The organism is Enterobacter sp. PL_is514 (assembly GCF_055816715.1).
The window spans coordinates 241,313-253,218 of record NZ_JBVPGN010000030.1 but is presented as its reverse complement, the minus strand read 5'-3'; the positions used below and the strand labels follow the sequence as shown (position 1 = coordinate 253,218).

General features: G+C 57.3%; 10 protein-coding genes. 2 read left to right on the top strand and 8 right to left on the bottom strand.

Annotated features, from left to right (window positions below; genetic code table 11):
• Window positions 1–27 precede the first annotated feature (27 nt).
• From AC0TNG_RS10460 to AC0TNG_RS10450, 3 genes are read right to left on the bottom strand one after another with little or no spacing between them, the layout of a single operon-like run.
• Window positions 28–771: an alpha/beta fold hydrolase gene (locus AC0TNG_RS10460; protein WP_473713460.1), complete on the bottom strand. Its 744-nt coding sequence runs from the start codon at window positions 769–771 to the stop codon at window positions 28–30.
• Between the two features lie 11 nt (window positions 772–782).
• On the bottom strand, window positions 783–1,250 hold the full coding sequence (locus tag AC0TNG_RS10455) for a DUF6130 family protein (protein WP_032646800.1): 468 nt from the start codon (window positions 1,248–1,250) through the stop codon (window positions 783–785).
• 51 nt (window positions 1,251–1,301) lie between these two features.
• Window positions 1,302–2,531 (bottom strand): MFS transporter, encoded by a 1,230-nt coding sequence (locus tag AC0TNG_RS10450; protein WP_463727059.1) that lies wholly within the window; start codon window positions 2,529–2,531, stop codon window positions 1,302–1,304.
• Between the two features lie 97 nt (window positions 2,532–2,628).
• Between AC0TNG_RS10450 and AC0TNG_RS10445 the strand changes: the two genes are divergently transcribed.
• Complete coding sequence (locus AC0TNG_RS10445; protein ID WP_473713459.1) at window positions 2,629–3,519, top strand: LysR family transcriptional regulator; 891 nt, start codon at window positions 2,629–2,631, stop codon at window positions 3,517–3,519.
• Here the strand turns inward: AC0TNG_RS10445 and AC0TNG_RS10440 are convergent.
• Complete coding sequence (locus AC0TNG_RS10440) at window positions 3,516–3,704, bottom strand: YfgG family protein (protein WP_021241815.1); 189 nt, start codon at window positions 3,702–3,704, stop codon at window positions 3,516–3,518. The two genes, AC0TNG_RS10445 and AC0TNG_RS10440, sit on opposite strands and share 4 nt — an antisense overlap.
• Window positions 3,705–4,055: 351 nt before the next feature.
• Here AC0TNG_RS10440 and AC0TNG_RS10435 point away from each other — a divergent pair, with 351 nt between their 5' ends.
• Complete coding sequence (locus AC0TNG_RS10435; RefSeq protein WP_473713458.1) at window positions 4,056–6,296, top strand: EAL domain-containing protein; 2,241 nt, start codon at window positions 4,056–4,058, stop codon at window positions 6,294–6,296.
• 4 nt (window positions 6,297–6,300) lie between these two features.
• Here AC0TNG_RS10435 and ppx read toward each other — a convergent pair whose 3' ends face one another.
• From ppx to purM, 4 genes are all read right to left on the bottom strand, one after another.
• Window positions 6,301–7,839 carry an exopolyphosphatase gene (gene ppx, locus AC0TNG_RS10430; protein WP_473713457.1) on the bottom strand — a complete coding sequence of 513 codons (1,539 nt, stop codon included), beginning with the start codon at window positions 7,837–7,839 and terminating at the stop codon, window positions 6,301–6,303.
• 3 nt (window positions 7,840–7,842) lie between these two features.
• On the bottom strand, window positions 7,843–9,903 hold the full coding sequence (gene ppk1 / locus AC0TNG_RS10425; protein WP_024907554.1) for a polyphosphate kinase 1: 2,061 nt from the start codon (window positions 9,901–9,903) through the stop codon (window positions 7,843–7,845).
• 207 nt (window positions 9,904–10,110) lie between these two features.
• Window positions 10,111–10,752, bottom strand: a complete 642-nt coding sequence (purN, locus tag AC0TNG_RS10420; RefSeq protein ID WP_032646794.1) for a phosphoribosylglycinamide formyltransferase — start codon at window positions 10,750–10,752, stop codon at window positions 10,111–10,113.
• Complete coding sequence (purM, locus tag AC0TNG_RS10415; protein WP_024907556.1) at window positions 10,749–11,786, bottom strand: phosphoribosylformylglycinamidine cyclo-ligase; 1,038 nt, start codon at window positions 11,784–11,786, stop codon at window positions 10,749–10,751. Before purM ends, purN begins: the two co-directional genes overlap by 4 nt.
• Window positions 11,787–11,906: the final 120 nt, after the last annotated feature.

The following is an 11,906-nucleotide window of genomic DNA, read 5'->3' as shown; positions in this document are numbered from 1 at the left end:
CTTACCCGGCCTACAATTCGCAAAAAATTACTTTGCTTCAATCGCCTGCTCAATCGTCCGGGCAACGATCTGCGGCTGGCTCACCATCGACACGTGGCTCGCTGCCACCTCGGCGGTTTTCGCATGGATCGTCTTTGCCATCGCACGCTCAAGATCGGGGTTGATCATTCGATCATTCTTGCTGACCACAAACCAGCTCGGTTTATCATGCCACGCCGCATGGGCGACCTTTTCACCAAACGCCTCGGCCTTAATCGGCCCCTGCGTCGCTGCAATCGTGTTTTGAATGTCTGGCGTCACATCCGGCGCGAAATCCTTCCTGACGGCGTCCGTTGGCAGATATAAATAGCCGTCCGCCGTTTTGGCAATGCCCGCGCTGCCCGGCGGCGCAGGGAATCTTTCTGCCAGATCCGCCGTCGACTGACCGGAATCCGGCGCGAACGCCGCCACATACACCAGTGATTTTACTCGCGCATCGTTGCCTGCTTCGCTAATCACGGTGCCGCCCCAGGAGTGACCCACCAGTACGACATCCCCCTGGGCGCGTTCGATGGCTCGTCGCGTGGCGGCAACGTCATCTTTTAGCGACGTGAGCGGTAGCTGGACGGCAATGACCTCTGCGTGCTGTTTCTGCAACAGGGTAATGACCTTATTCCAGCTGCTGCCGTCGGCAAACGCGCCGTGTACCAGCACGACGCTGGTTTTGCTCTGTGCAAAGGCGCTGGCGGAAAGCGCCAGCAGGCCTGCCGTCAGTACAGACAGTGCTTTCATTTTCAGATTCCTTAAAAATGGTGGACCGCCGCGTGGGGCGGGACGGTGAATTCAAGGGTTTTGTGGTCGAGCGGCTTGTGCGTCGGGTCGGCCAGAATAATAGTCACCTTGTGTTTACCGGCGGGCAGCCCCACCAGGATCACCGGCTCTCCGCTGGCGTCAGCCCAGTGCCACGGCGCGTCATCCACCACCACGTGAATGTGCCCGATGCGCGGGGTGACCTTGAGCGCGTCGGGCCCGAACACCGGCTCGATGCGCAGGTTTTCGGCGCGGTACTGGATAAACACCGCGCCTTTGCTCAGCGGCCCGGCAAGCGGCGGATCGACGATCAGTTTTGCAGGCGGCTGCGGCTGCGCCAGCGGGGCAACGGCGGCGGGGCCGTTAACGTCCGCGGCGCTCAGATTGTCCAGCGGTGTGGCCTGGACACGTGCTACAGATGTCAGGACAAGCAGGGGGAAAAGTACATAGCGACGAATCATTGCTCTCTCTCCTCATCGGTTCTCAATGGCGACAGGGAAAGAAAACCATTTTTATGTATCGGAGATATTTGCCGGAGGGGGCGTTTTGTACCCGTTTGTCACCGTGGTCCGCGGGATACAGTGCGATACACTTTGCCTGCCGGGACGGCGCACAATGGCTATCGCCAGCCCGGCAATCACCAGCGTCAGCCCCGTTGAAACCCACATTGCACCCGCGATCCCCAGCGTTTTATTCAGCCACGCATAGGCAAACGGCGAGGCTGCCGCCATCAGCTGGCCGGGGATAAGCAGCATGCCGGTGCGACGGGCATAGCTTTCCGCGCTAAACAGTTCCAGCGGCAGCGTGGCTTTCACGATGGTGACCAGCCCGTTGATGGCGCCATAGCCCAGCACAAAACCGGCCGCGCACCAGACAAACTGGGAACTGCTTAGGCCAACCAGAAAGCAGAGCGGCATGGCGAGCGCGGTGAAAAGGGTCAGCCTGAACGGCGTTAAGTGTGCGCCTGCCAGCACCTCCATAGAGCGAGCGCCCGTCTGGCCGATCCCCCACAGCATGCCGATGGCGACCGGCAGGCCGAAGTGGGCAATAAACTCCGGCAGATGGGTGGAGGTGCCGTTAGAGACAAAGGTGATGAGGGCAATGAAGGCGGCATAAAGCCAGCCGTTGCGCCGCTCGTTGTTCAGGGGCGGCGCGGCGACCTGTGTCGTTACCGTCAGCCGCTGACGGGGGAGCGTTCTTATCAGCGCCGCGCTCAGCAGGCCGAAGAGAGCATAGACGCGCAGCGCCTCCTGCCAGCTCATCACCTGAAGCAGAGCATCGCCCAGCGGCCAGAAGACGACGGAAGCCAGCCCGCCCGTCAGCGTGACGCGGGAGATCGTTCTTCGCGCCTGCTGTCCGTAAAGATTCACCAGCGCGGCGAAGAGCGCATCGTACAGCGACAGGCGCATTCCTACGCCGGTGACCAGCCAGGCGCAGTACCAGCCAAATAGCGCCTGGGTATACGCCATACATGCGCAGCTTGCGGCGATCAGCAGCGTGCCGCTCATCACCACCGTCTGGCCGCCAAAGCGTGCCAGCAGGCGGGCCACAAAGGGGGAAACCGCCGCCATCACCAGCATCGCCAGCGTCAGGCCGAGGTAAATCTGCGGTGACGACCATCCCCGGTCGGCTGCAATGGCCAGCGCAAAGGTGCCGGGCATATAAAACGAGATCCCCCAGTTGATGAGTTGATTACATCCCGCCATGAGGGCGAGGCGGCGTGGCAGGGCAGGTGTTTCCATTATTTTTCATTCCGCTATGCAGTTGTCCTGAGCATAACGGGCGCGGTATTGTGCTGGCAGGGCCGTAACCTTATGCGCGGTATAAGAGAAACTTTGAATGACGACGCTTAATCTGGGCTATCTCGCCACCTTCCGTCTGGTGATCCAGCGCGGCAGCTTTTCAGCGGCAGCGGACGTGCTGGGCATTTCACAGCCCGCCGTCAGCCTGCAAATACGCCAGCTGGAGCAGTTTCTGCAAACGCGGCTGGTAGAGCGTACCGGGCGTGGGATTAAGGCGACGGCCGCCGGGCAGGCTTTGCTGACGCATGGGGAGCGTATTCAGCAGGCGGTGGATGACGCCATCCGGTCCGTGAGTGCGTTCAGTCACGACGTGAGCGGCACCATTACGCTTGGCACGGGGGCAACGGCCTGCATCCATCTTCTCCCGCCCCTGCTGGAGCAGCTGCGCCGCGACTATCCGCTCCTGAGCGTGGGGGTGACAACGGGCAACACCCTCGACATCGTCAGGGCCATCGAAGAGAACCGTCTCGATGTGGGGCTGGTCACGCTGCCGGTGAGCGGCAGAGCGCTGGACGTCATGCCGGTGATGGACGAAGAGTTTGTGTTTATCGCCTCGCGGGAGCAGCAGGATGTTTTCCGGGATTTCACGCCGGAGGCGCTGCACGCTCATCCGCTGATTGCCTTTGAATCAGGCAGCGGGACCCGGGCGCTGATCGATGGCTGGTTTGCAGCCAGTGGATTAGCAATCGCGCCGGTGATGCAGCTTGGCAGCATCGAGGCGATCAAACGCATGGTTCGCGCGGGGCTGGGCTACAGTATTGTGCCGCGAATGGCGGTCGAACAGGATGTCGATCGTGAAGGGCTATGCGTGATGTCGCTGATGCCCATGCTGCAGCGGCAGCTGGCGGTGGTCATGCGGCAGGATAAAATCCTCAGCAAAGGGATCGCGGCCCTTATTCGGCTCGTGCAACATCCTTTGGCGGTTTAGCGGTCAGCGGTGTCGACGGTCAGGCTGGATTGCTGCGACTGGGTTTTATCCTGATGGTGGTACCAGGCGCCAATCGAAGAGTAAACGAAGCGGCCAAAGAAAAACAGGAAGCTGATGAGCAGTATGATGCGGGTCATTCGGGTGTTAAATCGATGTCGTTTGCGCATACGCGTGACCTGACTCACTCTGTTTTTCCTGGGTAAGCCCTTTTGGGCGATAAGGATATTAAGGCACAGCGGGAAGATGGGGTCAATTCTGTAATGTGTAAATAACCGTCAATGTTTACATTAATTAATGTTATTGAGATTAATTAATACATTTACCATATTGATAATATGAAGAAAATAATTGTAGAAAAACGTCGCAAAACGTTATTTGCGTAAAGTAGTTTGATTTATGTCAACGGATTCCTGGCCCTGATATTTAAAATCCTTCCTCCACACTGTTCGCCCGGCACGCTGCCGGGCGGGACGTACGTCAGGTCGGATGCCTGTCTTTATTTCCCTCTGGAGCGATAGGGGTTTAACCGGGCATCTATGAACATTCTCGCTTTCCTGAAAAAAAATGAAAACCGCTGGTGGGCATTGCCGCTTATTTTACCGGTGGTTTTACTTCCCGTGCTGAGCATTGCGAATACGCTCACGCAGCTGGGCGACGGCATTGTGGCACTCTATTATTTACCCCTCTCATTTTTGCTTTCGCTGATGATGTTCTTTGGCCTGGAAGCGCTGCCCGGGATCGTATTGTCACTGTTTATCCGCTATTACCCCTCGGTCGGGATGTTTGAAACCGTCGCCGGCGTGCTCCATTTTATCGTCCCTTTAGTGCTCAGCTGGGGCGGCTACCGGGTGTTTGCGCCCAGACGGAATATGACCGCGTACGGCGACATCCGGCTGATGGCGCAGCGTATCTTCTGGCAGGCTTTCTGCCCCGCAACGCTGTTTCTGTTGCTATTTCAGTTTGCGGTGTATTTAGGCGTGTATGAGAGCCGCCAGAGCCTGGCGGGATTAAACCCTCTTAATATTCGCACGCTCATCAACTACCAGGCGCTGCTGGTCAGCGGACTGACGGGCGTGCCGCTGAGCTATCTGCTGATCCGCCTGATTCGTCATCCGCGCTATCTTAAAAGCCTTATCTCGCAGGTCCGTTCCCAGATAGACAAAAAGGTGACGATCGTTGAGTTTCTGGTGTGGGCAATCGCGCTTGGCGGGCTGCTTTCGCTGCTGCTGCTCCCGATGAATGAAAACAGCTCCATTTTTACCACCAACTACACCCTGTCGCTGCTGATGCCGGTGATGCTCTGGGGCGCGATGCGTTTTGGCTATAAGCTGGTGTCGCTGATCTGGATACCGGTGCTGCTGGTGTCTATTCACTATTTTTACCACTATATCCCGGTGAACCAGGGGTATGACATTCAGCTGGCGATCACCTCTTCCAGTTACCTGGTCTTCTCGTTTGTGGTGATTTATATGTCGATGCTGGCGACCCGGCAGCGCGCGGTGAACAAACGCTCCCGCAGGCTGGCGCTACTCGACCCGGTCGTCCATATGCCTAACCTGCGGGCGCTGTCGCGTGAACTGGCGAAAAACCCGTGGTCGGCTCTCTGCCTGCTGCGCATTCCGGAGCTGGAAATTCTGGGCCGAAATTACGGCGTGTTGCTGCGCATTCAGTACAAACAGCAGCTGGCGCAGTGGGTGAATGGCACGCTCCAGCCCAACGAGCAGGTGTATCACCTCACCGGGTATGACATGGCGGTACGGCTCAATGCGGAATCACACCAGCAGCGGATTGAAGCCCTGGACGAGCATATCAAACAGTTTCGCTTTGTCTGGGACGGGATGCCGCTGCAGCCGCAGGTGGGCGTGAGCTATTGCTATGTCCGGTCCCCGGTTAACCATCTTTATCTGGTGCTGGGCGAACTGGGCGTGGTTGCCGATCTGTCGCTCTCCTCCAACCATCCGGAAAATCTTCAGCAGCGTGGTGCCGTCCATTTGCAGCGCAGCCTGAAGGATAAAGTCGCGATGATGAGCCGCCTGCAAAAGGCGCTCGATAACGACGAATTCACCCTGCTGGTTCAACCCGTTCTCGGCCTGCGTGGCGATCGCTATCACGAAGTCCTGCTGCGGATGCCGGATACAAACGGGCTATTGATCTCTCCCGACCAGTTCCTGCCCGTCGCGCAGGAGTTTGGTCTCTCCTCGCGGGTGGATTTGTGGGTGCTGGAGCATACCCTGCGCTTCCTTGCAGCGCATCGCGAAACACTTCCCGGCCAGCGCTTTGCCATTAATCTGGCCCCGTCGACCGTGTGTCGGGTGCAGTTCCCGCTTGAGGTAAGTCGCCTGCTGGCAAAATACGCCATTGAGCCGTGGCAGCTGATTTTTGAGGTGACGGAGTGCAGCACCTTCGGCAGCGGGGAGCAGGCGCTACATATTCTCCAGCAGCTGCAGAAAATGGGGGTACGCATTGCGATTGATGATTTCGGGACCGGCTATGCAAGCTATGCGCGGCTGAAAAGCGTGGATGCCGACATTCTCAAGATCGACGGCAGCTTTATCCGCAATATCGTCAACAACAGCCTGGATTATCAGATCGTGGCGTCTATCTGCCATCTGGCGCGCATGAAGAAGATGCTGGTGGTGGCAGAGTATGTCGAGACCGAGGAGATAAGTAGCGCGGTTCACGCGCTAGGCATCGATTATGTGCAGGGCTATCTGATTGGCAGGCCAGCGCCGCTTGAGTCACTGCTGGAAACGGAGGCGTCCTGCGCGGACGCCTGAACCGTTACGCGGCGACGTCGGCGCTCTCTTCTTCAATTTTGAGCAGCCAGCCGGTGACCGATTCCCAGTATTGCTGCTCTTTTTCCAGGTCCAGCAGGACCAGCGCGTTCTGGCTGAACCAGTCGTGCGGGAAGCTCAGCGTCCAGTGATGGTCGTCGGTTTTAAGCTTCAGCGTGGGCGGCGTGGTGGTGGCCTGGCGCTGGTTATTGAGCAGCACGCCCAGGCGTAGCAGCTGAATAAGCGGCAGGAACTGCTTCTTCTTGAACAGCGTGAAGCGCGGCAGATCGTCGAGCTTGATGGCTTTGCGGTGATAACGCACCAGGGTCGCCATCATGGTTTGCTGTTCCTGGTTGAAGCCAGGCAGATCGCTGTTTTGCAGAATGTAGGCCGAATGGCGATGCATCCCGCTGTGGTTGATGTTCAGCCCCACCTCGTGCAGCATCGCGGCCCATTTTAACAGCGCGGCAAGCTGCGGGTGTGCGAGCTTCGGATTCTGTTCTTCCCACTGTTCGTACATCTGCACCGTGGTGTCCAGCACGCGCTTCGCCTGCTCGCGGTCGATGTTGTACTGGTTGGCCAGGCTTTGCGCGGTACGGCTGCGAATATCCTGATGGCGGAAGCGGCCTTCCATTTCGTACAGCACGCCTTCGCGCAGCGCGCCGTCGGAGAGACGCAGTTCCTTAATCGCCAGCGCATCAAACACGCCGCACAGGATCGCAAGCCCCGGTACGAAGACTGATTTACGCTCATCGGACAGGCCCGGCAGGCTCAGGGCGTCGAAGCTTTTATGCTTCAGCACCTCTTCGGTGAGCAGAGCCAGGCGTTCAGGGGTAATAATCCCGTCTTTTTCACCCATCGCCAGCAGCACTTCATGCGCGGCTTTAATCGAGCCGGACGCGCCCAGCGCCACGTTCCAGCCCTGAATACGGTACTGCCAGGCCAGGTTTTCCAGCTTCTGGACGGCCGCCATACGCGCACGCTGGAAGTTCTCGCGGGTGATGGTGCCGCCCGGGAAATACATCTGCGCGAAGCTGACGCAGCCCATACGGCGGCTTTCCACCAGGCGAGGCTCAAAGTCTTCGCCGATCACAAGCTCCGTTGAGCCGCCGCCGATATCGATAACCAGCTTGCGCCCTTTTTCCGGCTGGGTGTGCTCAACGCCCATGAAAATCAGACGCGCTTCCTCGTTGCCGGAGATGATCTCAATCGGGTAGGGGATCACTTTTTCAGCTCGCTTGAGGAACTCCGGCGCGTTTAGCGCCTGGCGCAGGGTGTGGGTGCCCACGATGCACACGCTGGAGGGCGAGAAGCCCTGCAGGCGTTCAGCAAACAGCGACAGGCAGTTTAACCCACGCTCCATTGCCTCTTCGCTGAGCATGCTGCGTTCATCAAGGCCATCCGCCAGGTGTACCCGCTGCTTCAGACGACCGATGATCTGCAGCGCGCCATCAACCTCACGGGCGATGACCATGTGGAAACTGTTAGAGCCAAGATCGACCGCGGCGAATTCCTGCGGGCGTGGGGTCTTATCATTTATCGGCATAGGTTAATCGGGTTGCTCGAGTGATTTGATATAGTCGTAAATCGCCAGTTGCGACCGCACTTTGCGGCGGTTGCCGCGCGGTACATAGCGATTACTGAGTTCTTTGTCGATATAGCGTGCTTTCACGGTATCGCTGAACAGAATCTCGATGATGTCGAGGATCTGCTGCTTCAGGCGCGGATCCAGCAGCGGTGCCGCGACTTCAATTCGGTAGTCAATATTGCGCGTCATCCAGTCTGCCGATGAGAGATAGACCTGTTTATCACCCGCATTATCGAAAATATAGACGCGATCGTGTTCCAGGTAGCGGTCAACAATGCTGATCACGCGAATATTGTCGCTGATGCCTTCCAGTTCCGGGATCAGCGAGCACATGCCGCGGATCAGCAGATTAACCGGCACGCCGGAGCTGGACGCCGCGTACAGCCTGTCCACCAGCCCTTTATCAACCAGGTTGTTAAGCTTCAGCGTGATGCCGGACGACAGCCCTTTCTGGGCATTGGCGATCTCTTTATCGATCATATCGTACAGCAGACGGCGCGAGTTCTGCGGCGAGACCAGCAGATAGTCAAAGTTCACCGGACGGTACGGATTCTCAATAAAGTTAAAGACCCGGCGCACTTCGTTAGTGATGCGGGCATCGGCGGTCAGCAGCGAATAGTCGGTATAGATTCGCGCCGTTTTCTCGTTAAAGTTCCCGGTACCGATGTGGGCGTAGCGCACTACCTCGTCGCCCTCTTTACGGGAGATGAGGAACAGCTTGGCGTGAATTTTTAGCCCCGGCGCGGAGAAGATGACGTGCACACCGGCTTCCGTCAGACGACGCGCCCAGTGAATGTTCGCCTCTTCGTCGAAGCGCGCCTGCAGCTCAACCACCACGGTGACTTTTTTGGCGTTGTGCGCCGCATGGATCATCGCGTCGATGATGCGGGAATCTTTTGCCACGCGGTAGATGTTGATTTTGATCGCCAGCACGCTCGGGTCGAACGAGGCCTGACGCAGCAGTTCCAGCACGTGCTCAAAGGTGTGATACGGATAGTAGAGCAGGACATCGCGTTCGCGGATGGCGTCGAATCCGTTGCGGAATTTATCGAACCACAGATGGCGCAGGCGCGGCAGCGGCTTGTTCACCAGATTGGCTTTGCCGACGTTCGGGAAGCCAATAAAATCTTTAAAGTTGTGGTAACGACCACCCGGTACGATGGAGTCATAGCGCGAAATGGTCAGCTTCTCGCGCAGCATTTCCACCATGGCGTCCGGCATATCGCGCTGATAGACAAAGCGTACCGGCTCGGCCGTCAGGCGCTGTTTCAGGCTGGACGACATCAGCTCCATCAGGCTGGCTTCCATCTCGTGCACCAGGTCATATTCGGCGTCACGGGTCATCTTCATCGAGTAGGCGTTTAACGCATCGTAATCGAAGAAGCCCTTGAAGATATCGTCCAGACAGTAGCGCAGGATGTTATCGAGCAGGATCATCGGCTTGCGTCTGCGCGGGGTTTCCGGCGGCAGGTTCACAAAGCGCGGCACCTTGTCGGACGGGATCTCCAGCAGCGCGTAACGGATGGATTCACCGCGAATAATTTCCACGGCCAGATAGGTGTAGTCATCTTTCAGGAACTGCACCAGATCGGTTTCGCGGTTGATCAGAATCGGGGTAATGTGCTGGCGCAGGTACTGTTTAAAGTAGTGGCGCAGCCAGTTTTGTTGGTTAACGGAAAGCTGACGTTCGTTAATCAGGAAGATTTGATTACGCGCCATCTCCAGCAGCAGTTCGTTATACAGGCCGTCAAATTCCTGATCGGCTTTCAACACGCGGGACTGAATTTTGCCCAGCAGGTGCCGCGAGTGCGAGTTTAGGCCCTGTTCTTCGCTGATGATGATGCGCCTTTTCAGCTCGGCAAAGCGAACCTTGTAGAACTCATCCAGGTTGTTGGAATAGATGCCCAAAAAACGCATGCGCTCGATCAGCGGGTTACTTTTGTCTGCCGCTTCCTGGAGTACACGTTCGTTAAATGCTAACCAGCTTAGCTCTTTCTCGATATATAACTTTTCCTGACCCATTACAGCTCACACTCCAGTTCAATCACAGGACGTGGTAAATCCGTCTCGTCCTTATTATGGCGAGCATTTCCACGATATGTCCAACAGTGCCAGAAAAGTATGACAGTTATTTTTTTTGTTGGGGATTTTAGAAGGTTGGAGAAGGGGATATCGGGTAATGCAATGAACAGGTCGGGTAAGCGCAGCTGCGCTACCCGACATAACAAACTACTCTTCGGCAGCATGACCCTGCGGGGGTAACTTCACGCCATCCAGCCAGGCTGCGCCGTCGCGCATTTCGAGACGCCCGTCGACAAACCAGCTTACCACCAGCGGGTAAATGGCGTGCTCCTGGGTCTGCACGCGTTCGGTCACGTCTTCTTCGCTATCGCCGTCAAAGACCGGGACTTTGGCCTGCAGGATCACCGGACCGCCGTCCAGCTCGTCGGTAACGAAATGCACGGAGGTGCCGTGCTCCTCATCGCCGTTTTCCAGGACCTGACGATGGGTGTGCAGGCCGGGATATTTCGGCAGCAGGGAAGGGTGGATATTCAGCAGACGTCCGGCGAAGTGTTCTACAAAAGCCGGGCTCAGAATACGCATATAGCCCGCCAGTACGACCACGTCCGGCGCGTAGGCATCAATCTCATGCACCAGCTCGCGGTCAAAGGCTTCACGCCCGGCGAACTGGCTGGCTTCCAGCGCGTGCGCAGGGATGTTCGCTTCCCGCGCGCGCTCAAGGCCGAACGCGTCGGCCTTGTTGCTGAAAACTGCCCGAATGGTGCCATTGATTTTCTTCTGTTTGCAGGCGTCAATTATCGCCTGCAAATTGCTTCCGTTGCCGGAAATGAGCACCACGATGTTTTTCATTCAATGACCACACGCTGTTCGGAATCGGAGGCTTTAATCGTACCGATTTTCCACGCGTTTTCACCTTTTTCAGTCAGCAGCTTGACCGCTTTATCCGCTTCGCTTGCCGGCAGGGCGATAACCATGCCCACGCCGCAGTTAAAGGTGCGGTACATTTCGTGGGAGCTCACGTTGCCTGCGGTCTGCAGCCAGTTAAACACGGCTGGCCACTGCCATGAGGATTCGTCGATTACCGCCTGGGTGTTGTCCGGCAGAACGCGCGGGATGTTTTCCCAGAAGCCGCCGCCGGTCAGGTGAGCGATAGCGTGAACGTCGACGTTCTCGATAAGCTCAAGCACGTTTTTCACGTAGATGCGGGTCGGGGCCAGCAGATGGTCAGCCAGCGGTTTACCGTCAAGCTCGGTCGTCAGCGGGTCACAGCCGCTCACTTCGATGATTTTACGCACCAGGGAGTAGCCGTTGGAGTGCGGGCCGCTGGAGGCCAGCGCGATCAGCACATCGCCATCGGCCACTTTGCTGCCGTCGATAATTTCTGATTTTTCTACTACACCGACGCAGAAGCCCGCGACGTCATAATCTTCGCCGTGATACATGCCCGGCATTTCCGCGGTTTCACCGCCAACCAGCGCACAGCCAGACTGCAGGCACCCTTCGGCGATACCGTTGATCACGCTTGCCGCGGTATCTACGTCCAGTTTGCCGGTCGCGTAGTAATCGAGGAAGAACAGCGGCTCTGCGCCCTGAACCACCAGGTCATTCACGCACATCGCGACCAGATCGATACCGATCGTGTCGTGACGTTTTAAATCCATCGCCAGGCGCAGTTTAGTGCCTACACCGTCAGTTCCCGAGACCAGAACAGGTTCACGATATTTTTGCGGCAGCGCGCACAGTGCGCCGAATCCACCCAGACCACCCATCACTTCCGGGCGGCGGGTTTTTTTCACCACACCTTTGATTCGGTCAACCAGCGCATTACCTGCGTCAATATCAACACCGGCATCTTTGTAGCTGAGAGAAGTTTTGTTGGTCACGGCTTAAATCCCCACGCGATTGCATAGCTAGTAAGAAAAATCGGCGCAATTCTAACAGTCCAGGCAAACGTTTGCGAGCCTATTCTGGACGTAGGGATCTTTTTTTACGCGCAGCCTGCC